Annotated in this window: 27 protein-coding genes; 3 read left to right on the top strand and 24 right to left on the bottom strand. The window is 44.4% G+C overall.

Annotated features, from left to right (window positions below; genetic code table 11):
• Window positions 1-47: 47 nt before the first annotated feature.
• From rny to rimO, 8 genes are all read right to left on the bottom strand, one after another.
• Window positions 48-1,586, bottom strand: a complete 1,539-nt coding sequence (rny, locus tag JOC37_RS04175) for a ribonuclease Y (RefSeq protein ID WP_204616411.1) — start codon at window positions 1,584-1,586, stop codon at window positions 48-50.
• Between the two features lie 328 nt (window positions 1,587-1,914).
• Complete coding sequence (locus tag JOC37_RS04170; RefSeq protein ID WP_420797273.1) at window positions 1,915-2,370, bottom strand: regulatory protein RecX; 456 nt, start codon at window positions 2,368-2,370, stop codon at window positions 1,915-1,917.
• Window positions 2,371-2,462: 92 nt separating this feature from the next.
• Window positions 2,463-3,506: a recombinase RecA gene (gene recA / locus JOC37_RS04165; RefSeq protein ID WP_204616407.1), complete on the bottom strand. Its 1,044-nt coding sequence runs from the start codon at window positions 3,504-3,506 to the stop codon at window positions 2,463-2,465.
• A gap of 199 nt (window positions 3,507-3,705) precedes the next feature.
• Complete coding sequence (locus JOC37_RS04160; protein ID WP_204616400.1) at window positions 3,706-4,944, bottom strand: competence/damage-inducible protein A; 1,239 nt, start codon at window positions 4,942-4,944, stop codon at window positions 3,706-3,708.
• A 228-nt stretch (window positions 4,945-5,172) separates the two neighbouring features.
• Window positions 5,173-6,651, bottom strand: a complete 1,479-nt coding sequence (locus JOC37_RS04155) for an AAA family ATPase (protein WP_204616398.1) — start codon at window positions 6,649-6,651, stop codon at window positions 5,173-5,175.
• On the bottom strand, window positions 6,635-7,213 hold the full coding sequence (locus tag JOC37_RS04150) for a hypothetical protein (protein WP_204616389.1): 579 nt from the start codon (window positions 7,211-7,213) through the stop codon (window positions 6,635-6,637). The genes JOC37_RS04155 and JOC37_RS04150 overlap by 17 nt, the downstream gene beginning before the upstream one ends.
• Before the next feature lie 203 nt (window positions 7,214-7,416).
• Window positions 7,417-7,953: a CDP-diacylglycerol--glycerol-3-phosphate 3-phosphatidyltransferase gene (gene pgsA, locus JOC37_RS04145; protein ID WP_204616387.1), complete on the bottom strand. Its 537-nt coding sequence runs from the start codon at window positions 7,951-7,953 to the stop codon at window positions 7,417-7,419.
• A complete protein-coding gene (rimO, locus tag JOC37_RS04140; protein WP_204616385.1) occupies window positions 7,953-9,287 on the bottom strand; it encodes a 30S ribosomal protein S12 methylthiotransferase RimO in 1,335 nt (444 codons plus the stop codon). Before rimO ends, pgsA begins: the two co-directional genes overlap by 1 nt.
• A 156-nt stretch (window positions 9,288-9,443) precedes the next feature.
• Here rimO and JOC37_RS04135 point away from each other — a divergent pair, with 156 nt between their 5' ends.
• Window positions 9,444-9,776, top strand: coding sequence for a zinc ribbon domain-containing protein (locus JOC37_RS04135; RefSeq protein ID WP_204616383.1), 333 nt, complete (start codon window positions 9,444-9,446; stop codon window positions 9,774-9,776).
• Window positions 9,777-9,865: 89 nt separating this feature from the next.
• Here the strand turns inward: JOC37_RS04135 and JOC37_RS04130 are convergent, their stop codons facing one another.
• From JOC37_RS04130 to JOC37_RS04120, 3 genes are all read right to left on the bottom strand, one after another.
• Window positions 9,866-10,618: a helix-turn-helix domain-containing protein gene (locus JOC37_RS04130; protein WP_204616381.1), complete on the bottom strand. Its 753-nt coding sequence runs from the start codon at window positions 10,616-10,618 to the stop codon at window positions 9,866-9,868.
• Between the two features lie 5 nt (window positions 10,619-10,623).
• The gene (gene mnmH / locus JOC37_RS04125; protein ID WP_204616379.1) at window positions 10,624-11,682 is read right to left on the bottom strand and encodes a tRNA 2-selenouridine(34) synthase MnmH; all 1,059 of its coding nucleotides are present in this window, start codon (window positions 11,680-11,682) and stop codon (window positions 10,624-10,626) included.
• A gap of 111 nt (window positions 11,683-11,793) precedes the next feature.
• On the bottom strand, window positions 11,794-14,088 hold the full coding sequence (locus JOC37_RS04120) for a DNA translocase FtsK (protein WP_238480742.1): 2,295 nt from the start codon (window positions 14,086-14,088) through the stop codon (window positions 11,794-11,796).
• A 142-nt stretch (window positions 14,089-14,230) separates the two neighbouring features.
• On the opposite strand from JOC37_RS04120, the gene JOC37_RS04115 reads away from it, so the two are divergent.
• Complete coding sequence (locus JOC37_RS04115) at window positions 14,231-14,428, top strand: hypothetical protein (RefSeq protein WP_204616377.1); 198 nt, start codon at window positions 14,231-14,233, stop codon at window positions 14,426-14,428.
• A 12-nt stretch (window positions 14,429-14,440) separates the two neighbouring features.
• Window positions 14,441-14,827 (top strand): spore coat protein, encoded by a 387-nt coding sequence (locus JOC37_RS04110; protein ID WP_204616375.1) that lies wholly within the window; start codon window positions 14,441-14,443, stop codon window positions 14,825-14,827.
• A gap of 84 nt (window positions 14,828-14,911) precedes the next feature.
• Here JOC37_RS04110 and JOC37_RS04105 read toward each other — a convergent pair whose 3' ends face one another.
• The 13 genes from JOC37_RS04105 to JOC37_RS04045 form a co-directional block, all read right to left on the bottom strand.
• Window positions 14,912-15,697 carry an undecaprenyl-diphosphate phosphatase gene (locus JOC37_RS04105; protein ID WP_204616373.1) on the bottom strand — a complete coding sequence of 262 codons (786 nt, stop codon included), beginning with the start codon at window positions 15,695-15,697 and terminating at the stop codon, window positions 14,912-14,914.
• Window positions 15,698-15,877: 180 nt separating this feature from the next.
• Window positions 15,878-16,090, bottom strand: coding sequence for a YlzJ-like family protein (locus JOC37_RS04100; RefSeq protein WP_204616371.1), 213 nt, complete (start codon window positions 16,088-16,090; stop codon window positions 15,878-15,880).
• Window positions 16,087-16,950: a ClpP family protease gene (locus JOC37_RS04095; RefSeq protein ID WP_420797272.1), complete on the bottom strand. Its 864-nt coding sequence runs from the start codon at window positions 16,948-16,950 to the stop codon at window positions 16,087-16,089. Before JOC37_RS04095 ends, JOC37_RS04100 begins: the two co-directional genes overlap by 4 nt.
• A 144-nt stretch (window positions 16,951-17,094) precedes the next feature.
• Window positions 17,095-18,759, bottom strand: coding sequence for a ribonuclease J (locus JOC37_RS04090; protein WP_204616369.1), 1,665 nt, complete (start codon window positions 18,757-18,759; stop codon window positions 17,095-17,097).
• A gap of 362 nt (window positions 18,760-19,121) precedes the next feature.
• Window positions 19,122-20,009 carry a 4-hydroxy-tetrahydrodipicolinate synthase gene (gene dapA / locus JOC37_RS04085; protein ID WP_204616367.1) on the bottom strand — a complete coding sequence of 296 codons (888 nt, stop codon included), beginning with the start codon at window positions 20,007-20,009 and terminating at the stop codon, window positions 19,122-19,124.
• A 95-nt stretch (window positions 20,010-20,104) separates the two neighbouring features.
• Window positions 20,105-21,340 carry an aspartate kinase gene (gene dapG / locus JOC37_RS04080; RefSeq protein ID WP_204616365.1) on the bottom strand — a complete coding sequence of 412 codons (1,236 nt, stop codon included), beginning with the start codon at window positions 21,338-21,340 and terminating at the stop codon, window positions 20,105-20,107.
• A gap of 1 nt (window position 21,341) precedes the next feature.
• Window positions 21,342-22,364: an aspartate-semialdehyde dehydrogenase gene (locus tag JOC37_RS04075; RefSeq protein ID WP_204616363.1), complete on the bottom strand. Its 1,023-nt coding sequence runs from the start codon at window positions 22,362-22,364 to the stop codon at window positions 21,342-21,344.
• 76 nt (window positions 22,365-22,440) lie between these two features.
• Window positions 22,441-23,031 carry a dipicolinate synthase subunit B gene (locus tag JOC37_RS04070; RefSeq protein WP_204616354.1) on the bottom strand — a complete coding sequence of 197 codons (591 nt, stop codon included), beginning with the start codon at window positions 23,029-23,031 and terminating at the stop codon, window positions 22,441-22,443.
• A 29-nt stretch (window positions 23,032-23,060) separates the two neighbouring features.
• A complete protein-coding gene (dpsA, locus tag JOC37_RS04065) occupies window positions 23,061-23,948 on the bottom strand; it encodes a dipicolinate synthase subunit DpsA (protein ID WP_204616353.1) in 888 nt (295 codons plus the stop codon).
• 104 nt (window positions 23,949-24,052) lie between these two features.
• Complete coding sequence (gene dapB / locus JOC37_RS04060; RefSeq protein ID WP_207754896.1) at window positions 24,053-24,850, bottom strand: 4-hydroxy-tetrahydrodipicolinate reductase; 798 nt, start codon at window positions 24,848-24,850, stop codon at window positions 24,053-24,055.
• Window positions 24,851-24,996: 146 nt separating this feature from the next.
• The gene (locus JOC37_RS04055) at window positions 24,997-25,266 is read right to left on the bottom strand and encodes a YlmC/YmxH family sporulation protein (protein ID WP_204616352.1); all 270 of its coding nucleotides are present in this window, start codon (window positions 25,264-25,266) and stop codon (window positions 24,997-24,999) included.
• Window positions 25,267-25,290: 24 nt separating this feature from the next.
• The gene (locus JOC37_RS04050) at window positions 25,291-25,608 is read right to left on the bottom strand and encodes a hypothetical protein (RefSeq protein WP_204616351.1); all 318 of its coding nucleotides are present in this window, start codon (window positions 25,606-25,608) and stop codon (window positions 25,291-25,293) included.
• Between the two features lie 66 nt (window positions 25,609-25,674).
• Window positions 25,675-26,598, bottom strand: coding sequence for a hypothetical protein (locus JOC37_RS04045; RefSeq protein ID WP_204616350.1), 924 nt, complete (start codon window positions 26,596-26,598; stop codon window positions 25,675-25,677).
• Window positions 26,599-26,679 lie beyond the last annotated feature (81 nt).

Below are 26,679 nucleotides of genomic sequence, written 5' to 3'. Positions count from 1 at the left end.
AAAGCAGAAAACGACCCCATTGCGGGGTCGCTCTTTTTCCAAAGCAATTACTTTGCGTATTCAACCACTCTGGTTTCCCTAATTATTGTCGCTTTAATTTGTCCCGGGTAATCCAGTTCGTTTTCAATTTTTTTCGTGATTTCCCTGGCCATTCTCACAGCAGCCAGGTCATCAACTTTTTCCGGCTTAACCATAATGCGGATTTCCCGCCCTGCCTGAATGGCATAAGACTTTTCTACACCATCAAAGGAGTTAGCTATTTCCTCCAGCTTTTGCAATCTCTTAATATAAGATTCCAGCGTCTCTCTCCGGGCCCCCGGTCTGGCAGCAGAAACCGCATCAGCGGCCTGTACCAGCACTGCTTCAATGGTTTTCGGTTCTTCATCACCATGGTGAGCAGCCACGGCGTGAATAACCTCCGGGTTTTCTTTGTATTTCTGACAAAGGTTAACCCCAATGGCCACGTGAGGACCTTCCACCTCGTGGTCTACCGCTTTACCAATGTCATGCAGCAAACCCGCACGCTTAGCTATTTTTACGTCAATACCCAGCTCCGCAGCCATCAAACCGGCCAGGTGGCAGACCTCAATGGAGTGCTTCAGTACGTTCTGCCCGTAACTGGTACGAAACTTCAACCTACCCAACAGCTTAACCAGTTCCGGATGCAAACCGTGCACACCCGTTTCAAAGGTAGCTTGTTCACCGGCTTCGCGAATTTGTACTTCCACTTCCTTTTGAGCCTTTTCCACCATTTCTTCTATTCTGGCCGGGTGAATACGGCCATCGGAAATAAGTCGTTCTAAAGCAATGCGGGCAACTTCACGACGAATGGGATCAAAACCGGATAAAATCACCGCCTCCGGCGTATCATCAATTATTAAGTCTATACCGGTTAGTGTTTCGAAGGCTCTAATATTACGTCCTTCGCGTCCAATAATGCGGCCTTTCATTTCGTCATTAGGCAGTGGTACCACTGATACCGTTGCTTCGGCAACATGGTCAGCGGCACAGCGCTGTATAGCCTGGGAAATAATATCCCTGGCCCTTTTTTCCGCTTCTTCTCTGGCGCTTTGTTCCCTTTCCTTTATCATCACTGCAACATCATGTTCTATTTCTTTTTCTATATCAGCCATCAGTATCTGCCTGGCTTCTTCAGAGGTTAAGCCGGAAACACGCTCCAGCTCAGCCAATTGCCGCTTTAACACTTCTTCTATTTTTACTTTGGTATTTTCTATTTCTATTTCTTTCTGCTGCAGGATTTCTTCTTTCTTTTCATTAGCTTCAATTTTACGATCTAAGGATTCTTCTTTTTGCATCAAGCGCCGCTCCAGGCGCTGCAGCTCGCTGCGCCTTTCTTTATATTCCCTCTCTACTTCATTGCGAAACTTAAGAACTTCTTCTTTCGCTTCCAGTATCGCTTCTCTCTTTTTAGATTCAGCCTGTTTCCTTGCTTCTTCTAAAATTTTATCTGCTTCAGCTTCAGCAGTGGCTATTTTAGCCTCTGCCAGGTGCTTGCGTATTAAATAGCCCACTACTAAGCCCAATATAACTGATATGATTACAAATAAAATCACCTGCGGATCCATTGCTCATTTCACCTCCTATCTATCAAATTAATGTGTTATCTGGTTGTTTCCAAATAAAAAAACCGAGACAATTCCCGGCAGAAAATAGTAACTTGATCCTAACGATATAGACATACCTATTCTTATGCATACAGTATATGAATAAAACCGGCTGTACTGCAAATTATACTGTATGATAAGATTTAAGTATTTACTTGTATATATTTAAACATATTTAATAAATTAAAATATATATTTAAACCTCTATATCGTTATTATCAGATCCTAAATTCTGCCATTCTTCATTTTACAATTTTTCTTGATAGGTGTCAAGAAAACCAGTCATAACCTAATCCCATTCAGATAAAACTTTAAATATAGTATCATAGGAAAAACCCCGGCGCTGTAAAAGCCCTGCTGCCCTTTGCTTTGTAAGGGGTTTACTGCTATTGTTTATTTTTTTTTGAATCAGTTTTTGGGCCAATTCTAATTCCATTTCTGCATCTATTTCTGCCAACACTGCTTCAGCCTTTTGTTTATCTATGCCATATTTCTTTAACTCGTATTTTAGCCCCACCACTCCCATGGGACGTGCGGCCAGCCGGTGCTCCACCCATTGACGGGCAAAGACATAGTCATCGATTAATTGATACTCTTTCAGAAAATCCAGCACTTTATCAATAATATCATCCCGGTAGCCCTTTTGAAGTAATTTATCTTTAATTTCTTTCTCGCTGCGCCGGCGAAAAGTCAGCAGGCGCATGGCGTAGTTTTTAGCCCGGTTATAATCTTTTTTATCGTTGATGTTATCACTCCTTGTCTCCTCCAGCGGTAAACAACTTACTTTCCGGGTGCATTTGAAAAACCGGGGCCGCTGTACGGTCCCCGGCTGTATGTTTACTCCGCTTCCGGCTGTTCGTTATCGTTACCTGCCTTTTCAGTATTGTTTTTAGCCCGCAGGTTGACTTTCTCATATACCTTTTGTTCAATTTCCGCCGTCAGATCCGGGTGCTGCTTTAAAAATTCTTTAACATTTTCACGACCCTGACCCAGTCGTTCTTGATTATAAGAGTACCATGCACCGCTTTTTTGAATAATGCCGTGCTGAACAGCCACATCTAAAACGCTTCCCTCCCGGGAAATACCTTCACCATACATGATATCGAATTCCACCTGCTTAAAGGGTGGGGCAACTTTGTTTTTAACAATTTTTACTTTAGTCCGGTTTCCTATTACATCCGCACCCTGCTTTAGCTGCTCGGATTTGCGAACTTCCATGCGTATGGAAGAATAAAATTTCAAGGCCCGCCCGCCGGGGGTGGTTTCCGGGTTGCCAAACATTACACCAACCTTTTCTCTTAACTGGTTAATAAAGATAGCCGTGGTCCTGGATTTGCTGATTACGCCGGTAAGTTTTCGCAGCGCTTGAGACATCAGGCGGGCCTGCAGGCCCACATGCGCATCCCCCATCTCTCCTTCTATTTCCGCCCTGGGCACCAGCGCGGCAACCGAGTCAACCACTACAACATCCACAGCACCGCTTCTCACCAGGGCTTCGCAAATTTCCAGGGCCTGCTCCCCTGTATCCGGCTGTGAAATTAATAAATTATCTATATCTACCCCCAGGGCCTTGGCGTAATTAGGATCCAAGGCATGCTCGGCATCAATGATTGCCGCTATCCCCCCCGCTTTTTGTGCTTGAGCCACTATATGTAAGGCAATTGTGGTTTTCCCGGAGGATTCTGCACCAAATATTTCCACCACTCTACCCCGGGGTACTCCACCTACACCAAGGGCTATGTCCAGGGCCAAACATCCGGTGGGAATGGTGGCCACTTCCATCTTCGCATTAGCTTCACCTAACCTCATCACCGAACCCTTACCAAACTGCCGCTCTATATTACTTAGAGCGGCTTCTAAGGCTTTTTGTTTGTCAGACAAAAAAGCCCCTCCTTTCCAGAAATAATTACTTTTATAATCACCACTACGCCGGCAATTGATCCGGACACCATAAGAAAACGCATGTTCGGGACTTATTGAAATTATAGCTTTAATTTCCGCTGCTTGTCAATTAAAAAATATAATTTTAATTATAAAGGACGCGCTAATCGCATTGTGCGAAGTTACGCGTCCTGGCTTTTTACTTACCCTGCAAATAATGGCGAACCATTTTTAATGAAGCATTTACCCCCCCTTGGCGTATAGCAGTACGCCGCCCAGGCATTTTATATTTCCTGCACTGGGTTCCCTCCGGGGTGGCTAAAGCTATATATACCAACCCTATGGGCTTATTTTCACTGCTGGCCGGGCCTGCCACACCGGTAACCGCTAAACCGAGGTCTGCATCGAGCAGTTTGCGAACGCTTTCCGCCATTGCCACTGCTGCCCACTCACTTACAGCACCATATTTTTCCAACCCCTGGTGATCAATGCCCAGTATTTTTTCTTTGGCCATCCTGCTGTAGCAAACCACACCGCCCTTTAAATAATTTGAACACCCAGCTATATCACAAAGCCGGGACTCAACCAAACCGGCGGTGCAGGATTCCGCCACCGCAATGGTCATTCCTTTTTTCTTTAACAAGTCCCCCACCACAAGTTCTATTTTTTCATCATCGGTGGCAAAAATATAGGGACTTAGACGTTTTTTAATTTCTTCGGCCAAAGGTTTGACCAGTTTATCCGCTTCCGCACTTGTTTTGGCATGGGCACTAACGCGCACGTGCACCTCGCCGGGACGGGCAATATAGGCTATTTCCGGGTTGCTTACCCCGTCAAGATCACTGAGTAAATCCTGTACATTATCCTCCCGAATCCCGGTCAATTTAAAGATTGTAAAGCGGGTTACATCTCCACGCACCGGTAATGATGCCAGGTATGGCGCCACCGAGTTTTCATATATTGCTTCCAATTCCCATGGCGGACCGGGTAAAATGATTACTATTTTATTGTTTTCCGTTTTAATAATCGCTCCCGGTGCAGTTCCGCAGGGATTTGGTAAAACTTCTGCCCCCCGGGGGAAGTAAGCCTGTTTAATATTACTGTCAGGCATTTTATTATTGCGTACCAAGAAGTACTGTTTTATTGAAGCCAGGGACTCTTCATGCAGAACCATTGGCAGGCCCAAAACCTCTGCTACGGTTTCCTTGGTCAGGTCATCAGAGGTGGGACCTAAGCCGCCGGTGGTAATAATAATGTCGGAGCGCTCCAGCGCCTGGCGGAAAATCAGCGCCATTCTATCCCAATCATCACCTACAGTGGTATGAAGAGTAACATCAATACCTAAATTTGATAAATTGCGTCCCAAATACTGGGCATGGGTATTTAATGTTTGACCCAATAAAAGCTCGGTTCCGGTAAAAATCATTTCTGCTTTCATAAAAATCACCATTTTTTCTATTATTTTAAAATTATTTTAAAAGTTTAAAACTTTCTATATCCAGTTTATTATTTCTCCGTTTGCCGTTATATTCCTGCAAGCATGTGAAAAATATTACTTGCTGCCGGCGGATAAAAAATTTCTCATCCCCGCTTTGTTATTAGCTTTATACAAAAAAACTGATACAGAAGAATTATCAGCCTTTATATGGTAACATGTTATAAAAATTTATGCTATATTTTTTTTAATAATCATTCTAAATTCTTCACCGGTTACTTTTTCTTGTTCCAATAATTTATTTACTGTGTCGTCAATAACTAAACGCATTTTGTTAAGATGCTCAGCTGCTTTCTTTTCCTGGTTGTCAAGAATGTTTTTAATTTCATTGTATTTTTGTTCTTGAGATAAACTGTCCCAAGATACAATCCCCAAATCACTAAGACCGGATCTAATAATTTTTTCTGCCGTTTGAAATGCTTTTTCAAAGTCGTTGGCTGCACCGGTACTGCGATTACCCATCACCATTTCCTCTGCCACCGCCCCGGCCAGCATAACGGCAATTTGATTTTCAAGATGTTCCCTGGTGTATAGATAATGGTCTTCCTCGTGGTGCTGGCGCATATATCCCAGCGCCCCGCCCCTGGGAGTCACTGTTAACGCTGACACCGATCCGGGGCGCACCATTTCACTGGCCAGCGCATGCCCCGTTTCGTGTACCGCCACCCGGTACAGCTCTTCTTTGCCCGGTCGTTTCTCCATTTTTTCTCCCATTATTACTTTATCTATTGCTTCATGCAAATGACGATAATAAATTTGGTCACAGTTCTCACGCATCGCCAAAATGGCAGCCTCATTGGTTAAACTCTCCAGGTGCGCACCGGAAAATCCAAAGGTCTCTTTGGCAATAACATTTAAATCCACTTCACCGGCCAGCGGTTTATTTCTGGCATGTATCTTAAGGATTTCATAACGGCCCTGGCGATCCGGCAGATCTACTTTAACCTGGCGGTCAAAACGCCCCGGGCGCATTAATGCCGGGTCGAGCATATCCGCACGGTTGGTGGCCGCAATAACCAGAATTCGTACCGAGTCATCAACTTTTAAACCATCCATCTGCACCAGAAGCTCATTTAATGTCTGGTCGTACTCCATGTGATTGCTGTTTTGCCCGCGCCTTGCCCCCAGCACTTCCACCTCGTCCACAAAAATTATCGCACTGGATTTGTTTTTCTTCTTTGCTTTTTCTCTGGCCGAACTAAACAGTTTTCTAACCCGCTGGGCCCCGGCACCGGCATAAATCTGCACAAACTCAGATCCGGAACAGGCCAGAAACACACTATCTGTATAACTAGCCGCCGCTTTAGCCAGCAGCGTTTTGCCGGTTCCGGGGGGACCGGTAAGCAAAATTCCTTTCAAAGGCCTGATTCCCAGTTTTTTTACCCGGTCTTCGTAATTGATAAAATCTAAACACTCACGCAGCTCTTTTACTGCCGTATCCTGGCCGCCTATATCCTCAAAAGTAATTTTGGCAGCCGAAGAATTACTTGTTCCGATATCAAAATTTTTTAATAACCCCTTCGTATCAGCAATAAAATATAATGCTCCACCGGCCAAACCCAGCACAACGAGGGGTAAAATATCATAACCGGCCACAAAAGCAAAAATCATTAAAGCTGTCGCTAAACCTAAACTAATTTCCTTTAACACCGGCATCACCTCCAGCCCGGGCAATTTTTCCCGTTACCATAAAGTTTTGCCGGGAGACAACTTTTAAAAGATTATGCCCGTCTTCTTTTACCAGTTGAATATAAACATTATCATGATCCACGTAAACTTTAGCCTTCACTTTATGCTGACCGGCAATCCTTTCTATCACGGCAACCATTTCCGGAAAATTACCCTGCATTATGGCTTGATGCACAACATACTGGCTTTGACGCCAAATATCTTCCAAGTGAGCATCAGGATTATCTTTAAACTCGATTACAAAAGGCTGCCCATCCAAAACCATTTTCGCTTTCTGAGATATATTCTTATAAAGGGCCATAATATCAAAATTACCCTTCTTTACATCAACCGTTATGTGCACAACCCCGGCATCCTTCTCAATTACTAAATCCTGCACCGCACTATTATTTTTCACTATATCATCTTTAAGGGGTTGTTCCACATTATATTTATGATATAAAAAATGCCCGCCAAAAAAGAGAACCAGGCCGCCGATAAATGCTGCTATAATTATTTTAACCCGCAGGCCGTGCCATTCCATGGGCATCCACCTTTCTAATTTAATCAGCAGTTAATTAAAAAGTTAGCCGCAATAATTATACCAGTATAATCTCAAAATATCATTATGAAACAGCTGCCAAAGATTCTTTTTACCGCCATGGAGCATAAATGTTCATAAAATTAACAAAAAGGCGTGCCAACCGCAAAACACGGCCAACACGCCCCTGGATACTATTTTAAATCTTAAATGCCGCCCTTTTTAACTGCATGCCAGTTCTTAGCAAAATAATCCACCCCGGACCAAATGGTAAATATTACTGCCACTGCCATCGCTGCCTGTCCCAGGTAAGAATAATAGGGCAGCCGCGGTAGAAACATGATTACTATGGCCACGATCTGACTCATCGTCTTATATTTCCCCAGCTTACTGGCCGCGATTATATTCCCCTCTGACGCTGCCATAGCCCTCAGCCCCGTAACGGCAAACTCCCGGCCGATTATAATTACAGCCACCCACGCGGCCAGGCGCTGCAGCTCTACCAAGCTGATTAATGCTGCCGTTACCAAAAGTTTATCGGCCAAGGGATCCATTATTTTACCAAAACGGGTGACCATTTTATTCTTTCTGGCAATATAACCGTCAAGACCGTCGGTACTGGCAGCCAAAATAAATACTAAAGCAGCTAAAAAATCACCATATGGCATTTTAATTGATGCAATTAGTAAAAATACCGGCACTAAAAATATTCTGGCCAAAGTTAACCTATTTGGTAAATTCATCACTTCAGGACTCCCATCAAATCATATTCAGATGCCTTCGTTACTTTCACTTCCACTATTTCGCCAGGATGGACTAATTTTCCTGCTTTAAAATAAATTAAACCATCAACTTCAGGCGCATCAGCCTGACTGCGCCCGACATAAGTTCCCGGCTCTTCAGCCAGCTCTCCCTCAGTTAAAACTTCTATTATTTGTCCAATTTTTTGTTCATTCTTTTCCAATGATATCCGCTGCTGTAATTTCATCGCCCGGTGATAGCGCTCCTCTTTTATTGCTTCATCAATTTGATCTTCCATACCGGCAGCCGGTGTTCCTTCTTCTGCGGAATATTTAAAAATTCCCACCCGGTCAAATTTAATTTCTTCCATAAAATTCAATAACTGCTGAAAATCTTCCTCCGTTTCACCGGGAAACCCCACTATAAAGGATGTCCTCAAAGTAATATTGGGAATGGCAGCCCTTAATTTGGCAATCAAATTTTTAATTTCCAAAACGCTGCCCCGGCGATGCATTTTCTTTAATATTTTATCTGCCGCATGCTGTAACGGCAAATCTACATACTTGCATATTTTAGACTCCCGGGCCATGGTGTTAATTAATTCATCAGTGAAATAAACAGGATAACAGTACATAACACGCAGCCACTTCAGAGCCGGTATTTTAGTTAACCTCCGTAATAGTTTTGCCAGTAAATACTCTCCATATAAATCATAGCCATAACGGGTTGTATCCTGGGCCACCAGAACCACTTCTTTGGCCCCTTCCCGTACCAATTTTTGAACCTCCTGCTCAATTATTTCCATTGGTTTGCTGCGGTAAGACCCTCTGATATAGGGTATTGCACAGTAGGAACAGCGATTATTGCATCCATCGGCAATTTTAACATATACACTTTCTCCGGGATTAGAAATTATACGGGGCAGATGTTCTTTTACTTCCCATTCCGGCCGACCTACTGAATTAACCCGCTTACCGGACAGCGCCTGCTGTACCACCTCTACTATCCTGGTAATTTCACCGGTACCGATAAGAGCATCTATTTCCGGCATCTCTTTCATTAATTCATCCTTGTACCGCTGGGCTAAACAACCTGCTACCACCAGTTTGCAATCCCTGTTTTCTTTATTTTTAGCCAGCTGCAGTATTGTTTGAATCGATTCTTCTTTAGCTGATTCGATAAAACCGCAGGTATTTACCAGCAGCACATCCGCTTCCCGTTCATCGGCGGTTATCTCAAAACCATGCTCATTTAACAGACCCATCATGTTTTCCGTATCTACCAGGTTTTTAGAGCAGCCTAAACTAACTACACTAATTTTTTTCTTTGTCGTCATCTTAAACCCTCCGCTTAAACCATCCGCATGTACAATCGCATATAAAGTATACTGCAGTGTCCGTATGCTGTCAAAACAAACTGATTTTTACATCTGTTGCCTGCTGTTCTTTTATGGCATAATAGTGCTTAAGAAAAGATTTGGGAGTGGTAGTAAGTGCATTATTTAAGCATGCTGCTGGTAATATCGGCCGGATTATACACCCTGTGGGATTCCCTTCGCCGCGGGCGTTCCTTTCTTTCCGCCGTATTCTGGGGATTGGGCGTCACACTGTTGTTCATCATTTTCTTCCCGTTGCACTTGTTAACACGCCCGAAAATGAAAACAAACAGCGGCTTCCGGCAAGGATACGAACAGCAGCGGTATCAGCAAAATAATCCCATAGATATTACCGATGAAATATCCCTGGCCTGTCCCAACTGCGGTAATTTTTACAGCGGAAACCCTTCTCACTGTCCTCACTGCGGAACAAGTTTAAAAGCTGACTAAAAACGGCCAATAATTAAAAGTAACCTATCCGAGGTTGCTCTTAATTATGGCCGTTATTTCCGCACAAAATCAGCCAGGCAAATTTTTTATCAGCTTTGTTTAGTAGTAAATTCCCTTCTCAGCGTCTGCCCTTTTTTTCCCAGCGCACCCAAGTTCTCACCATTATACAGCACTTCTACCACGCCGGCATTTCCCAATACAACATAAATGCTCTCCTGACCGGTAAACTCTTTTCTCTCACCGGCTTGAACAATACCCATAAATTCCGTTTTACCATCCACGTCAATTTTCATCCAGCACCGATCATCAACCACATTAAGCACTAACTCCACATTATTATTTTCAATTACACCGGGGGCCGGAGTTTCCACCCTTTGCGGTTTTTCCGGTCTGGCCGATATTTCCTGCCGCCGGTTATCATTATTTACAATCTCCGGCTCGCCGGTTTGATCGGGTTTCGTATTATTTAACGCCGTTACTGCCGCAAAAACCACCCCTATTATCAACAGAGCCAGTACTAAATAGGTGATGTAACGGGGTTTTCCTGCCTCCCTTTCGCCGGCATCATTATCTGCCGTCAATTCCTTCTCCGCTTTATTACCGTTCTGCTGTTCCCTGTACTGTTCTTTATATTGAACAACCAGTTCTTCATCGTTAAGACCGAGAAACTTAGCATAGCTTCTTAAAAAAGCTATGGCATACACCCGGCCCGGCAGTATGTCAAAGTTTTCTTCCTCCAGCGCCTCTAAATACCTGGCCCGAATTTTTGTAGCCTCTTCTACATCCTGAAATGAATAACCCTTGGATAACCTGGCCTCTCTAAGGGTACTGCCAATTTCCAACCAGTTCACCTCCCACTTACATCACACCCCCATTTAGCCTTAAAGTGCTGAAAAATCTTTTCCGCCGCCAGATCCAAATTTTCACAATCCACATTACAATCGTAATTATTATCTGGCTGCTGCGGATATTTATACAAAGGATCGTAGTATTTTGTAAGCAGATATGTAAATACCGCTTCAAATTCCTGCTGTTCCAGCATTTGATTTAGTTCTTCCACTTTATTTTTTCCCAAGTATTTAGCTAATTTGGCGGTAGATTCCTGCAGTTCCCTTATATTCTTGTTTTCACCACCGGTATAATCCGCTATTATTCTTTTCACCCTGGTACTTAAGCTTGCATACAGCAGCACCCTGCAGCCGGTGTTTATTTTTTTATACACTGCCGGTGGAACATATAGTCTTCCCAAGCGCCTGCTCTCACATTCCACAAAAAAATAGTTCACTTTTTCAAAAGACTTCAATTTTTCCGCCAGTTTTGTTTCAAACAATTTTTGAGACGGTGACGGGGGCATATTAATCTTCCCATAAACAGAGCCCCTGTTTGCTGCCAGGTTTTCCAAGTCCAGCACCGGTGCACCCATTGCTTCCAGCCGCTCCAGTATGTGCGTCTTACCCACGCCAGTTAACCCATGGAGCACCACAGCATTGTGGGGCAATTCCACATTGTACAGATAGGAATAAACCTGTTTGCGATAAGCTTTATACCCTCCCACAATCCGCCTGACCGGCAAACCCATGCTGGATAAAACAGAGGCCACAAATTGGCTGCGCATACCTCCACGCCAGCAGTAAACAATTAGAATTTTGCCTTTAGAATATTCTTTTATTTGTTGATAAAGTTTGCTCAATTTAGAGCCTGCTATTTCCAAACCCAACTTTTTAGCTTCTTCCACGCTCACCTGCTTATATACCGTACCTATTCGGGCCCGTTCTTCGTTATTAAATAACGGTACATTTATCGCCCCCGGTATTCTGTCTTCGGCGTATTCATTTTCTGACCGCAGGTCTATATAACAGGCGTTGTTGGTACTCATTGCTTCATCAATGGTAATATCTCTATACATACTAATCCTTCCCTGAAAGCTATTCTATATTACAATTAACTATCCTTCTTCAGTCCTAAAATTATTGCTTTAATTTTTTGAAATCACGCTTAAACAACAAGTTAAAACCGGTTAACCCCGGGGTGCCTCCTTCTTAAATACCTCGTTATATTGTTCCATTGTCATCAGCACAGCCCGGGGTTTACTGCCCTCGTAGCCACCTACTATACCCCTTTGTTCCATTATATCAATTAATCGTGCCGCCCGGGCATATCCAATGTGCAGCCTGCGCTGCAGCATGGAAATGGAAGCCTGCCCCTGTTCTATTAAAATTAACGCTGCTTTAGGAAGCAGTTCATCTTCCATGACAGGTTGTTCACTTTCTTTGGGCTCTTCTTTGGTTACTTTTTCATTATAAACCGGTTTGGCCTGCTTTTTAAGAAATTTAACCAGTTCGTCCACTTCTTTGTCAGACAGGTACGCTCCCTGTACCCGGACGGGTTTTGATGCCCCCACCGGGTAGAACAGCATATCACCTTTACCCAGCAGTTTCTCGGCACCGGCCATATCCAAAATAGTACGGGAATCCACCTGTGATGACACCGCAAAGGATATCCGGGAGGGAATATTGGCCTTGATTAAACCGGTGATAACATCCACCGACGGCCGCTGGGTAGCAATCACCAAATGTATACCTGCCGCCCGGGCCATTTGAGCCAGGCGGCAAACAGCATCCTCCACATCGGAGGGAGCCACCATCATTAAATCTGCCAGCTCGTCAATGATTACTACTATATACGGCAGTTTCTTTTCCTCACCACCGGGTGATGATTGAGTCTTTACAATATTATTGTACCTGGTGATATCCCGCACTCCCGCTTCGGCAAATAAATTGTAGCGTTTTTCCATTTCCTTAACTGCCCAGCGCAGCGAAGTGGCAGCTTTTTTAGCATTGGTAACCACCGGGGACACCAGGTGAGGAATACCATTGTAAGTAGCCAATTCTACCATTTTAGGGTCAATCATCAATAATTTCACTTCATCGGGGGTGGCCTTAAATAATATGCTGGCTATCAGCGTGTTTAAACACACACTTTTTCCCGCCCCGGTGGCACCAGCTATCAACAGGTGCGGCATCTTGCTTAAATCAGCCACAATTGAATTACCGGCAATATCTTTGCCCAGGGCAATGGTTAAACGGGACGGAGATTGTACAAATTCTCTACTTTCCAGCAGTTCCCGGAAGTGAACCATTGATACTTCTTTGTTCGGCACTTCAATGCCGATAACTGATTTTCCCGGTACCGGTGCCTCTATCCTCACATCTTGGGCCGCCATGGAAAGGGCAATGTCATCGGCCAAACTAAGAATGCGGCTGACCTTTACCCCGATAGGAGGCTGCACCTCAAAGCGTGTAATAGCCGGCCCCCGGGATACCTGGGTTACTTTAGCCTTAATGCCAAAACTGGCCAGGGTTTCTTCCAGAATTTTTACCTGCCCGGAGACATCTTTAGTGTTTTTGTTCCCCTTACCCCGGTTGGGGCGGGCCAGCAGTGTAAGGGGAGGTAATTGAAAACTGGGCACGTCTTCAATAGAAAGCGGTGTATAATTAACTGTTTTTTTGCTTTCGTTCCAGGACTCTTCAACTGCCTTAACTTCATTACTGTCATGATAAATTTCTTCCTCTTTTTCCGGAGTCACTTCAATCACCGGTAGAGAACCGGCAGGTGGATTTATATCAGCATTACGTAATATCTCGTTTTCGTTATCCTCCTCCGGTTGGCTGCCTTCGCTGATAAAAATATCATCCCGGGAAATGGTTCCCTGTTCAAATTCTAAACTTTTTTGTTTTTTACCGCTGTCATCTTCGCCGGCTTCTGTAAATAAAAAGTTAACTAAAAGCTCTTTAAAATTATACAGGCTTTTCTGAACACTGGTTAATATCCCGCCAATAATGCCGGCTAAAGATTTATTGGTTAACAGCAGCAGTGCTACCAGTGATAAAGCGGTTAAAATTATATACGCACCGATACGCCCAAAGGCCAGCAGCAGTAAATAGCTTAATAACGCGCCTATTAAACCGCCTCCCACCCCCTTGTAGCCAAGGGCAAAGGCCTGTTCAACAGGCAGCTGTATGTGCAGTATCGTTAAAATAATTATAAATAATAAAATGCCTCCGTAAACTTTGGAAGTTACTTGGGAACGGCCGCGCTGTAAAATGAGCCTGATGCCCAGCACTCCCAATAGTATTGGAAAAATAACCCGTCCTTCACCACATACACCCTTTAATACCCGTCCAATAAAATTACCCACCGCTCCCAAGGAGGAGTTATAAAAACTGGTTAATCCCAAGAGGGCCAGCGCTAAAAGAATAATTCCCATTATCTCATATTTAAGTTCTTCTCTGATTATTTTTAGAAAATTCAACCAACGCACCCCCTCATATATTTATCTATATACCACAAAAATTTCCATTTTCCTTTTAAATTAGTCCGGGCAAACATTGTATAATAACTGCCCAACAGAGCATATTAAAATTGTACTGTTAAAATTTAAAAGGAGGTATATTATGAATTTCACTATCCGTGAAATGGTTGACCTGGAAGAACACTTGCATTTGGAAGGCAACAATATAGTCAACTTTAACCATTATGCCCGGGAGTGCCGAGACCAGCAGTTAAAATCCTTCTGCACCGAAATGACCCGCCGGCGCATGCACGCATTCCAATTACTGGCAAATCATATTGCCAGGAACAGCTATCAGTAAAGGGGGATTATAATGGTTCAATTAATGGATCAAATTCGTGATAAAGATTTGGCCTTTGCCATGTTAAATGATTTAAAATCAACCTGTGAATGTATAACCCAAAAAATACTGGAGACATCCAATGAGCAGCTGCGTCAAAGTTATTTAAATGTACTGCATGAAACTTTTAACGAGCACAAGCAATTATATAATATGATGTCCCAGCGGGGATGGTACAAACCGATGATGGCCAAGCCCGATGAAATAAATCAAATTTCCAGCCATATAATGAGCATGCAGAACGAAATTAATCAAACTATTAATGCCGTTAATTACCAGCAGCAGCACTACGGCGGCACCCAGTATAATTATCAACCGGGATATTATCAAGGCGGTATGCAGGGGCACCAGCCATATTAAAAGAAGTACAACCACCGGAATAAATCCGGTGGTTTTAACTTTATCGCAGTGAATTTTTTAATTGCCTTACCCGGTTGTTTGAAACTAGCGTCTCAATAATTCAACGGCAATCACCAACGCTCCGGCAGCAAAACGATACCAAACAAAAACGTTAAAACTTTTTTCAGTTAAATATTTAAGTAAGAACTTGATAGATAAAAAGCCTACAATGGCTGATGTAATGATACCTGTGAAAAATGCCCGGTCCAAGTCTGATACATCAATATCCTTTAACTGCATCACACCGGCACCGAAAATAATCGGCGTGGATAATAAAAATGAAAACCTGGCCGCCGTTTCCCTGGTCATACCCGCAGCCCGGCCGGCAGTCATGGTTATCCCGGCCCGGGAAACACCGGGAATGATCGCCAATGATTGCAGTACTCCCACAAATAAACTTTCTTTTAAACCAATTTTATTCATATCTTTTATTTTAGGCGCTCTCCGGTCCACCACGTAAAGGATGGCCCCCATAACTATCAGCATAATGCCTATTAATATGGGGGTGCGGAAAATTGTTTCCGCGTAGTCTTCCACAGCATACCCAAAGGCTGCCCCGGGAATGGTGGCCGCTACCAGATACCAAAATAATTTTCCTTCCCGGGTACCTTTCAAGCGCAGCCCGTCGCTGGCCAGAACTATCCAATCTCTCCAGAAAAAAGCTATTACTGCCACCAAAGTGCCCATATGCAGGGCAACGTCAAAGGTTAACCCGGCATAGGGCCAGCCAAAAAGCCACGGAACAAGCACCAGGTGGGCCGAACTGGATATAGGCAGAAACTCGCCCAAGCCCTGGACAACACCCAGAATAAATGCTTGAAAATCCGTCAACAGTACATCACCTCATGTGTTTTATACATACCAAACAAGGGTATTATAACATAATTACCAGCATTTACAAAGAAAAAATCTCCTGGTGGAGTTTATTCAGTACCCTAAAAAATGTTATCTCAGTGAGCCTCCCCCAGGTTATACAGGTATCGACATTTAAAAAGCGGCGCATATCGCCGCTTACAACTGTACCTCTGTCCCCGGTGCAAAGTCCGGGTTTAGATAATCCTGCGGGTCGGTGGAAATCAGCCTCACCACTTGGGCCCTGCCAAACCCTTTGTCCTCCACCACCAGCGTGGCATTCCCCACATTTATCTCTCGCTGGTTTGCATTACTCTGCTCTTCCAGTCCCTCTAATACCAACTCCAATTGCATCGGGGTGTATAAAATCACTGCAGCGGCACCCCGCTTCTATTTTTATTCTCTTCTATTAATTGCTTTAACTTGTTAACCGCTTGTCCCAACCCACCAACTTCATCGATCAGTCCAACTTCCACTGCATCCCTGCCGATCAATACCGTACCTATGTCCCTGGCCAGTTCTCCCGTTCTAAACATTAGTTCTCTAAATTTTTCTTCCGAAATGTTTGAATGCTGGGTTACAAAATGTATCACCCGGTCCTGCATTTTATCCAGGTACTCATAGGTTTGAGGCACACCCACCACAAGACCGTTCAATCTTATGGGATGGATGGTCATGCTGGCTGTTTCCGCAATAAATGAATAGTCTGTGGACACAGCTATCGGGCCGCCGATGGAATGGCCTCCACCCAGTACTATGCTCACAGTTGGTTTACTCATACTGGCCACCATTTCCGCAATGGCCAGTCCCGCTTCCACGTCGCCACCCACCGTGTTGAGGATAAGTAATATCCCTTCCACCTCTTGACTCTGCTCTAACCCCACAAGCTGAGGAATAATATGTTCATATTTTGTTGTTTTATTTTGCGGCGGCAGGCTTAAATGTCCTTCCACCTGCCCAACTATGGTTACACAATGAATGTTGCTTTTGGGCTCCGGCAGTTCTGTTGTTCCCAATTCTCTAATGGCTTCCAGCGTACCCTTGGGTTTGCCGGTAACCCGCCTGGTTTTGCTGGGGTCAGCCCCGGGTGTTGGCGGAATGGGATTGGGCATCTGTCCCGGAATTACACCCGGCTGCGGCGGGGTGTTGGGGTTTGGCGCGGGCATCGGGCCAACGGTGGGGGTGTAATTGGGCGGCCTTCTCTGGGGGTTTTGCTGATTACTGTCATACATATATTAATCCACTCCTTAGGCTGAAAATATCGTCTATAGTATGGCACAAGAACCAAAAAAATACACAAACTACTTTATTTAAATATTAAAAACCGGAAAGCCTTGACACAGCCAGGCTTTCCGGTTTGTGAAATCGGTAAATATTTAAACTTCCATAATGATTGGCAATATCATTGGTCTTCTCCTGGTTTTTTCGTACAAAAACTTTCCCAAAGCATCCCTTACTTGAGATTTAATGGTTGACCATTCTGTTATATTTCTTTCAATGCACTTTTCCAGTGCATTTTTTACTTTTCCCTTTGCCTCTTCAAGCAGTTCCTCAGATTCCCGGACATAGACAAAGCCGCGTGATACTATATCAGGGCCGGCAGCCACCACGCCGCTTTCCCGGTTGATGGTTACCACTACAATTAATATACCGTCTTGAGACAGCTGTTTGCGGTCACGCAGCACAATATTTCCCACATCACCAACACCTAAACCGTCCACCAGCACACGGCCGGCGGGAACCCTGCCTGCCACCCGCCCGTATCGTTTAGTAAATTCCAGCACCATACCGTTTTCTGCCACAAAGGTGTTTTGAGCCGGAATACCCATTTCCTGGGCCAATTCAGCATGCTTAACCAGCATACGATGTTCCCCGTGCACCGGTATAAAAAACTTCGGCTTTATCAAATTGAGCATTAATTTTAATTCTTCCTGACTGGGGTGACCGGATACATGGATTCCGGATACTGATTCATAAATAACTTTGGCACCCCTTTTAAAGAGCAGATCCACTATCCGAGCCACCAGTTTTTCATTGCCGGGAATGGGGGTGGCAGAAATAATTACGGTATCCCCGGGCTGTATCTCCACCTGTTTGTGATCCGACATGGAGATGCGCGTCAGCGCAGACATTGGTTCACCCTGACTGCCGGTACACAACAGCACCACCCTATGCTTGGGCAGCCGGTTGGCCTCATCCAAATCTATCAGCGTACCATCCGGTATTTGCAAGTATCCCAGTTCATAGGCAATATTTACCACATTGAGCATACTGCGGCCGATTATTGCCACCTTGCGATTATACTTGTGCGCCGCCAAAATAGCCTGCTGCAGCCTGTGCACATTTGAAGCAAAGGTAGCCACAATAATTCTTTCTTTGGCCGCCCCGAAAGTTTCTTCAAAGGTCTGCCCCACCGCTTTTTCCGACAGTGTAAAACCTGTTCTTTCTACGTTGGTGCTGTCTGACATCAGTACCAGCACGCCTTTTTCACCCAGCTGTGCCAGTTTATAAAAGTCCGTAACTTCACCATCAACGGGAGTTTGGTCAATTTTAAAATCACCGGTGTGCACAATGGTTCCCACAGGTGTGTGAACGGCTAATCCCACAGCATCAGGTATGCTGTGCGATACCTTAATAAACTCAACCTTAAACGGTCCAACCTGGATTGCATCACGAGGTTTTACAATATTGAGCTTTACACGATCCATAAGATTGTGTTCTTTTAATTTATTCTCCAACAGCCCTAAAGTCAATTTTGTTCCGTACACCGGGGCATTAATCTGCCTTAAAACGTAAGGTAAAGCACCAATATGATCCTCGTGACCATGGGTCAGTACAATACCACGTAAAATATTTCTATTTTCCAATAAGTAGGTAATATCCGGGATTACTATATCAATACCCAACATTTCCTCTTCTGGAAATGATAAACCGCTGTCTATCAGCAAAATATTTTCCCCGTACTTTATTACCATCATGTTTTTACCGATCTCACCAAGTCCCCCCAAGGGGATGATAGATACTTTAGATTCTCTGGCCAAACTTACCCCCCCTAGACTTTTAATTATCCTGTAGTACAAACCTTTGCCCTTATAATTCCAGTTCGGTACTACCAGGAGAATACGGGGATTATTTGCCAATAGACCAGCCGTTGGGTAGAATAGCCAAGTTAACAAATTATTGAATTCCTGCCTGATATATTATACTCAAATTGAGTATGGTAAACAAGCACAATCCGCACTACCTGTCATCCAGCCGCCATCCTTTATCATTTATTTGCTTTTTACGTATTATATATTACCCAGACAAATTAACCAAACTCATATTTTTTAAAAAAACTAAGGACACGACTAAAATCGCGTCCTTAAATAAAGATAGTTTAATAATATTAACTATAGTTATTTTACAACAAATTATTGTCCGAAAGCAGTTTGCGCAGCTTTTCTCTGTCGGCATCACTAATACTGTGCAGCGGCAGCCTCACTCCACCAACTTTTATCCCTTTTAAATTTAAAGCTGCTTTTACTGCCACCGGGTTAGTGGTAATAAACATTCCCTTGAATATGGGGAATAACTCTATGTGCAGCCGGCTGGCCGCTGAAACGTTACCCTTAATGTAAGCCTGTACCATTTCTTGAATACGGTCACCGATAATGTGGGAGGCAACACTTACAATTCCCCTGCCTCCCAGGGCCAAAATGGGTAATGTCAATGAATCATCCCCGCTGTAGATGGCAAAGCTGTCAGGCAGCAGGGAGCGCAGTTCACTAACTTGATCCATTATGCCCGCCGCTTCTTTGACAGCCACAATATTATCGGTATCCCGAGCCAACTGGGCCACAGTGACCGGTAGAATGTTGACACTGGTACGCCCGGGAACGTTATACAGCATTACAGGTAATTTAGTACTGTCAGCAATGGCTTTAAAATGCTGGTACAATCCCTCTTGAGAGGGCTTGTTATAATAGGGAGCCACCAGCATTACCCCGTCAATACCGGTTTTTTCCGCCGCCTGGGTCAGGGCAATACTTTCAGCGGTGTTATAGCTGCCGGTACCGGCTATTACCACCGCTTCACCGCCAACTTCTTCCACAACGGCTTTAAAAAGTGCTATCTTCTCATCTTTACTAAGAGTGGGAGATTCCCCGGTGGTTCCGCATACAACTAAACCATCGGAACCATTTTTAACCAGGTAGCGGGCCAGCTTTTTGGCCTGTTCAATATCCACTTGTAAATTACTGTCAAAAGGGGTCACCATGGCGGTTAATACACGCCCAAAATCAACAGTCACGGCTTTCACCTTCCCTTAATTATTCCTTTCCTGCAGCAGCCGTACCGTGCAATTAAAAATCATATCTATATTTTCTTAATTTATATATAACTGTTTTATCTATCTCGATTATTTCCCAACATAAACTGTCTGTGCAGAGTAACAACGGCCTTTTGAATATCTTCTTCCTTTACCAGCACCCAAATGGTGGTGTGGGAATCGGAAGACTGCAAAATCTCCACATTTTCACGGGTTAATGCCTCTACAACGCTGGCCATAACACCGGGAACACCGGTCATACCTGCCCCCACAGCAGCTACCTTGGCACAGCCGGAACGCAGCAGCGGGGTAATCCCCATATTTTCTAATACCTGTTTCGCTTTATCTGCCACGTTATCCTTCACCGTGAAAGATATATACTGCAGGTTGACATTCCAAAAATCAACACTGATTCCGGCCAGCGCCATTCCTTTGAACACCTTTAAATGGGGATTGGCAATATCCACGTTTTCTAAGGGAATAATTATTTGGGTAATATTTGTCACATGTGTTATCCCTGTAATGATACGGTCCATTATAATGTCAATGGTTCCCCCGTATACTTCACCATGGTTGGTCACCAGGGTGCCGGGAGCATTGCTAAATGTACTTTTAACCCGCATGGGAATGTTTTTCTGCATCGCTATTTCCACAGCCCGGGGATGAATTACCTTGGCCCCTTCATGGGCCAGCTGGCATATTTCATTGTATGTAACTTTATCCAGTATCTGGGCCTCATCCACTATCCGCGGGTCTGCCGTCATCACTCCATCCACATCTGTGTAAATATCGATACATTCCGCATCCAAAGCAACCCCCAGGGCGGCGGCGGTGGTGTCACTTCCCCCTCTACCCAGGGTGGTAATTTCACCTTCTTCTGTAACGCCCTGAAAGCCGGCCACCACAACCACTTTACCCTGTTCAGCCTGCTCGATTATTTTTTGCGGCTCAACCCTCAGTATTCTGGCATCATTAAAGTTTGCATCCGTTATAATCCCCGCCTGAGCCCCGGTTAAAAAAACGGCCTGACACCCCATATCTAAAAGGGTGTTAACCATCACCACTCCGGAGATCACTTCCCCGCATGACATTAGAAGGTCAAGCTCCCGGGGGGGGACATCACGATTTACCTGTTTGGCAACAGAAATTAATGTGTCCGTGGCATATGGCGCTCCATACCTGCCAATGGCCGACACAACAACCACCGGGCTGAACCCCTGTTTTTGGGCCGCCACCACTTTAGCCGCCACTTCTTTTCTGAACTCCGGGGTGGTTAATGATGTTCCACCAAACTTTTGAATTAAAAATCGCATGTTACCTCTTCTCCAGCAGGCAGCCGTTTTTAACAACTAATTCAGCAATTTGCACCGCATTGGTTGCCGCTCCCTTTCTAAGCTGATCGCCAACAACCCATAAATTGACAGCTCTGGGATGAGAATTATCCTCCCGGATACGCCCGACAAAAACTTCATCTTTATGTGCTGTGTGCACCGGCATGGGATAAATATTGTTGGCCGGGTCATCCTGCACCACAATACCCGGTGCATTGGCCAGCAATTCTTTAACCTCCGGAGCCGTTATTTTTTTCTCCGTTTCTATATTAATACTCTCGGAGTGGCTGCGGTATACAGGTACCCGCACCGTGGTGGCAGTAATTTTCATATCCGGGGCATGGAAAATCTTTTGGGTTTCTTTAACCATTTTCATTTCTTCCTTGGTATAATCCATATCCTGCCACACATCGATATGGGGAATAAGGTTAAACGCAATTTGATGCATAAATTTTTTGGCGGTATACTCCTCACCGTTAAGAACAGCTTTTGTTTGTTTAGTTAAATCTTCAATTCCCTCTTTACCGGCACCGGACACAGCCTGATAAGTGGACACGACAACCCGCTTTATGCCCACTGCATCGTAAATAGGTTTTAAAGGAACCGTCATAATAATAGTTGAGCAGTTAGGATTGGCAATAATGCCTTTATGCTTCTTAACATCATCGGGGTTTACTTCTGGAACAACCAGCGGTACCTCCGGATCCATGCGGTAGTTGCTGCTGTTGTCAATTACCACACAACCCCGTTCCACCGCGGCAGAAGCAAACTCCAAACTGGCCTTTCCGCCGGCAAATAAAGCAATGTCCATGCCATCAAAAGAATCCGCCGTTGTTTCCTGCACGGTATAATTTTGTTCTTTAAAAACAACTTTCTTTCCCGCCGATCTTGCCGTTGCGCACAAGCGCAGTTCACCCACCGGAAAATCCCGTTCTTTCAAAATGGTCAGTATTTCCTGACCCACCGCTCCTGTGGCACCAACTACTACAACATTATATTTTTTCAACGCCCAAATCCCTCCAAAAAATATATCTTTATTTTATCACCTTCGACCAATAATTGGGCGGTGGGATTTTAATTTTTTAAGTGGAAAAAGAAATTATCACCGGTTGAATTTGTCTTCCCTGTAAAGCCGCCTCGATAGTATCTAATATTAAATTCATGTTTGCCTTTAAAGAGTTCGGTTTACCCGCTGGACTATCCTGGCCGAAGGGAACCATATAAATATTTTTGGCATTTAAAAGCAGGCCCAAATTTTTAGCATTTAACCCCAAGCCGTCATTGGTTGATATGGCAATGACAACGGGGCGCAAATTTCTCAAATGAGCCTTGGTGGCCATTAAAACCGGCCCGTCGGTAATACCCGCAGCCAACTTTGCTAAAGTATTGCCGGTACAAGGGGCTATTACCATTACATCTACCAACTTTTTCGGCCCCACCGGTTCGGCACCGGTAATGGTATTAATGGGCTCTCTCCCCGTTACTGCTTTTAATTCTTTTATCCAATTCTCTGCCCGCCCGAATCTGGTATCGGTACTTTCAAGGGCATTACTGACAATTGGAATTACATCCGCCCCCTCTTTAACCAGTAATTTAACCTGGGGCAGTGTTTCTTTAATGGTACAGTGGGAACCGGTTAATGCGAATCCCACACTTACGCCTTTAAGTCGCATACCAAACACCTCCGTGGCTGCCCAAAATCCTACAGACCTAATTCTTCAGCCAGCAGGCGAGGTATTACCTGCGCCAGTATCTGGCCCGCTGTCTTAGGAGCCACTTTACCAGGCAAACCAGGTGCCAGCAGGGCTTTAATACCCAGTCTTTCAGCAGCATCAAAATCAGTACCGCCTGGGGGGGAAGCCAAATCAATAATTACCACTTCACTGGATGCTCTGCTCAATACACCGCTGGTCAGCACCAGTGCCGGCACAGTATTGAAAATAATGTCTGCCTCACTAACATGTTTTAACAGGTCATCATATGTTAGCGGTCGCATCCCTATTTCATAAACCCTGGCCAGGTGCGCTTCTTTACGGGCTACCACAGTTACCTTAGCTCCCATGCCTTGGAGCAACCGGGCTAAAGTGGCGCCGGTCCTGCCATATCCCAGTACAAATGAATTGCTGCCGTGGATAGTAATTGGTGTAGCTTCCATGGCCATCTGCACCGCCCCCTCTGCCGAGGGAATGGAGTTGAGTATGGCCACATGGTCCTGCTTAAGCACTTCTATCAGGCGCAGGTTGCAGCGTTTGACCATTTTTACCAAAAGCTCCCGGGCAAATCCCGCAAACACCGGTGTATCCGCAGGCAGTGAAACCAACAGTTTCTCATTTAACTCCAGCGGTTGATCATTGAAAATGGAGTAAACGGTACCGTCTTTATTAATGCCGGGAACCGGAAGTATCACCGCCTGAACGCCCCTTAATGCATCGGCAATATTGCAGCATGTGGTCACATTAGGTGTATTTTGTACCGGCAGCCCAACCACCTGCAGCTTAATCCCCAAACGAGACAGTTCTGACACCAAAATAATCTCCCGGGCATCCCCACCCAATACGGCCACTTTAATTCCCTGCAGGTCAGGATGCATGCCTGGAAGACCCCCTTTCGACAATAACTTGATATGGTTCACTATATGTTTTGTCGTTAGGGGAGGTGCTTGTATATGCAATTGTTTTATTTATTTTAACATTATCATTCAAAAATTAAATTTTCCAAGCCATACACCAGTTCGTCAATATCCATAACTTTTCTAATGCCCATTAACAAACCCGGCATAAAGGATTCACGGGATATTGAGTCATGACGGATGGTCAGCGTTTGGCCTGTACCGCCAAATATCACTTCCTGGTGTGCCACATGACCGGGTAAGCGAACGCTGTGTATACGCATACCTTCAAAATCACCGCCCCGCACCCCGTCAATTTTTTCATACTCCGTGGGCAGGCCTTGACGCAGGCTTCCCCTTACCGCCGCCATTGCTTCAGCGGTTTTTAAAGCTGTCCCGGAGGGAGCATCCATCTTTTGATCGTGATGCAGTTCAATAATTTCCACATGGGGAAAATACTTCACTGCCATAGAGGCAAATTTAATCATTAACAAAGCCCCGATAGCAAAATTAGGGGCAATTAAGCCGCCCAGCCCCTGTTTCCGGGCCAATTCTTTTAAATAAGCAATTTCTTCTGTATTCATACCGGTGGTACCTACCACCGGGCGCACATTGTTCTGCAGTGCAATTTTCACATTGTTAAATACCGCTTCCGGATTGGTAAAGTCAACCATAACATCCGGTTTTATTTCTTTTAACGCTGTTTCTAAATTATTTTGTACCGTTAAATCCACATCCTCAACCGCAATAACTTTACCTAAATTTTCCCCGGCCCGTGCAGTATCCACAGCACCGGCCAAAATCATATCCTGGGCACGCCAAACGGCACGACAGGATTCCTGTCCCATGCGCCCGGCCGCTCCTGAAATTAACACTTTAATCATCATTATACCTCCAACCCTATTCAATATCAGCTTAGATTTTACCTTACAGTTTGTGCATAATTATTCTATAAACCATCACTACTTGTCAACCTTGTCCATAGAATTAGTATAGCCAGAATAAAAAAACTCCCACCGGGAGTTATTCATTAAACTGAATATCTTTGAAAATTTAAATTACCTTGATCAATTTCCACTATCACCACTTCATCCCCCACTTTGCGCACCAAATCCCAAGGTATCTGCATCTGCTGTCTGTCAACCCAAAAGTTGAGCAAATTGGTGCGCCTCGGTAAAATAATGTACCGTATTTGACCGGTATCAATATCAACGGATAAGTCCGACTCCCCGATAACCCCTAACCGGGCACCGTTAACAATATTTATTATTTCTTTTCCCACCAATTCACTCAATCTCACGGTGCCATACCCCCTCTTATTAATTTATCGCCCGATAATACGCATAAAAAAGGGCTGAATAATGGCCAATAGAAGTGATGCCGCTGCCACCGGCTCTAACTCTACGTTCATTATTTGAACCCTGGCCGGAATGTCCATTTCCAAAAATGCAAACAGCATAACCAAAGAAAGATAAATCCCCCCGGCGGTGCCCACAAGACCGGCCAGGGCTGACGAAAAGGGTGATGATTTACTTGCACCTATTGTTTCCCAGTCCTTAGACATCCTTTTTCTGTCTACCCGTTCCCGCAGCGATAAAAAAATAAGGGTTATTATCACCACCGTTAAAACAAGTGTACTCATCTTTGTCCCACCTCAATAAATAATATGGCAGCAGAAACTCATATATTCCACCTTTTAAACAAGCCGTCATTCCCATTTTATATTTACCCCCCGTACCGCCGGTAAAATTGCACTAAAGGGTTGGGGACCTTCCCGGGTTTCCACTTCCCCGCTGAATACATATACAGGCTGCAAATAGGCATGCTGCGCTTCACCGTAATAAGCAAGACGAATTTCAGTAACGGCAGCTTCCCCGGCCGGCAATTCCGGTATATGAAATTGTGCTTGACCCCTGTTTATCTCGGCCACTGCCTGCTGCAGGCTTTTAAGCTTACAGGTTTTATAGGTTTCAAATTTCTGACAGTGTTTAATTATACCTTTAATCTGCCGCTGGGACCCGATATCCACCACCAGCCGGGATGCTCCCAACACTTCAAAACCGTCCAGCTGCTGGTAGAAATAAACACTTTTTTGTATCACACGGCCATTTTCGGTGGTGGTACCCACTGCAGCAGAAGAAAATTGACCGGTATCTATACCGATGCCGTTCAGGTAATCCCTGGCCAGCTGTATAACGTCGTTATCAGAAATGGGAAATGAATTAACAAAGAAGCTGTTATAATGGGCCGTTGTGTCTTGAAATGTCCAAATACCGCTATTCCGTTCCACCAGCAGCATTTTCCCACCGGCGCAAACCAACCATTCTTGATGTTTTTTATCATAAATAACGCTGTTATTTATATTTAATTTTTCAGCCAGTTTTTCCACATCCCCTTTGGACATAGGAGCTTGTAGAAATTTGTAAACCATCATTTCTTTGGGCAGGTTGAGAGAATCAATTTCCACAGCCAAATGAATGCCGTCAGGCATATCACTGCCTGGGGGTAAATATAGATCCGGCAGACTGCTGGTAGAAAAGATGTAGGCAGGTATAGATAATACAAGAAAAATTATCACCGCCAGAATAATATATAACTTAAATGTTCTATACCCGTACCTGTACCAACCCATTATTCTCATAACCCTTCTTTGCCATATATTGAATACATTATTATATAGTTATTATCATCACTTTCTATAAATGACAAAATC

Origin of the sequence: Desulforadius tongensis (assembly GCF_016907915.1) — a bacterium.
Classification (GTDB): domain Bacteria; phylum Bacillota; class Desulfotomaculia; order Desulfotomaculales; family Desulfohalotomaculaceae; genus Desulforadius; species Desulforadius tongensis.
Note: the sequence above shows the minus strand (reverse complement) of the source record. Positions and strands in the feature narration are given on the sequence as shown.

Excerpts from the sequence above, each read along its gene's own strand:
- rny (WP_204616411.1), bottom strand. The coding sequence starts at position 1,586 with ATGGATCCGCAGGTGATTTTATTTGTAATCATATCAGTTATATTGGGC.
- JOC37_RS04160 (WP_204616400.1), bottom strand. The coding sequence starts at position 4,944 with ATGAAAGCAGAAATGATTTTTACCGGAACCGAGCTTTTATTGGGTCAA.
- JOC37_RS04150 (WP_204616389.1), bottom strand. The coding sequence starts at position 7,213 with ATGGAATGGCACGGCCTGCGGGTTAAAATAATTATAGCAGCATTTATC.
- pgsA (WP_204616387.1), bottom strand. The coding sequence starts at position 7,953 with ATGAATTTACCAAATAGGTTAACTTTGGCCAGAATATTTTTAGTGCCG.
- rimO (WP_204616385.1), bottom strand. The coding sequence starts at position 9,287 with ATGACGACAAAGAAAAAAATTAGTGTAGTTAGTTTAGGCTGCTCTAAA.
- mnmH (WP_204616379.1), bottom strand. The coding sequence starts at position 11,682 with ATGTATAGAGATATTACCATTGATGAAGCAATGAGTACCAACAACGCC.
- JOC37_RS04115 (WP_204616377.1), top strand. The coding sequence starts at position 14,231 with ATGAATTTCACTATCCGTGAAATGGTTGACCTGGAAGAACACTTGCAT.
- JOC37_RS04110 (WP_204616375.1), top strand. The coding sequence starts at position 14,441 with ATGGTTCAATTAATGGATCAAATTCGTGATAAAGATTTGGCCTTTGCC.
- JOC37_RS04095 (WP_420797272.1), bottom strand. The coding sequence starts at position 16,950 with ATGTATGACAGTAATCAGCAAAACCCCCAGAGAAGGCCGCCCAATTAC.
- dapG (WP_204616365.1), bottom strand. The coding sequence starts at position 21,340 with ATGCGATTTTTAATTCAAAAGTTTGGTGGAACATCATTAACCACCCCG.
- JOC37_RS04070 (WP_204616354.1), bottom strand. The coding sequence starts at position 23,031 with ATGCGACTTAAAGGCGTAAGTGTGGGATTCGCATTAACCGGTTCCCAC.
- dpsA (WP_204616353.1), bottom strand. The coding sequence starts at position 23,948 with ATGCATCCTGACCTGCAGGGAATTAAAGTGGCCGTATTGGGTGGGGAT.
- dapB (WP_207754896.1), bottom strand. The coding sequence starts at position 24,850 with ATGATTAAAGTGTTAATTTCAGGAGCGGCCGGGCGCATGGGACAGGAA.
- JOC37_RS04050 (WP_204616351.1), bottom strand. The coding sequence starts at position 25,608 with ATGAGTACACTTGTTTTAACGGTGGTGATAATAACCCTTATTTTTTTA.
- JOC37_RS04045 (WP_204616350.1), bottom strand. The coding sequence starts at position 26,598 with ATGGGTTGGTACAGGTACGGGTATAGAACATTTAAGTTATATATTATT.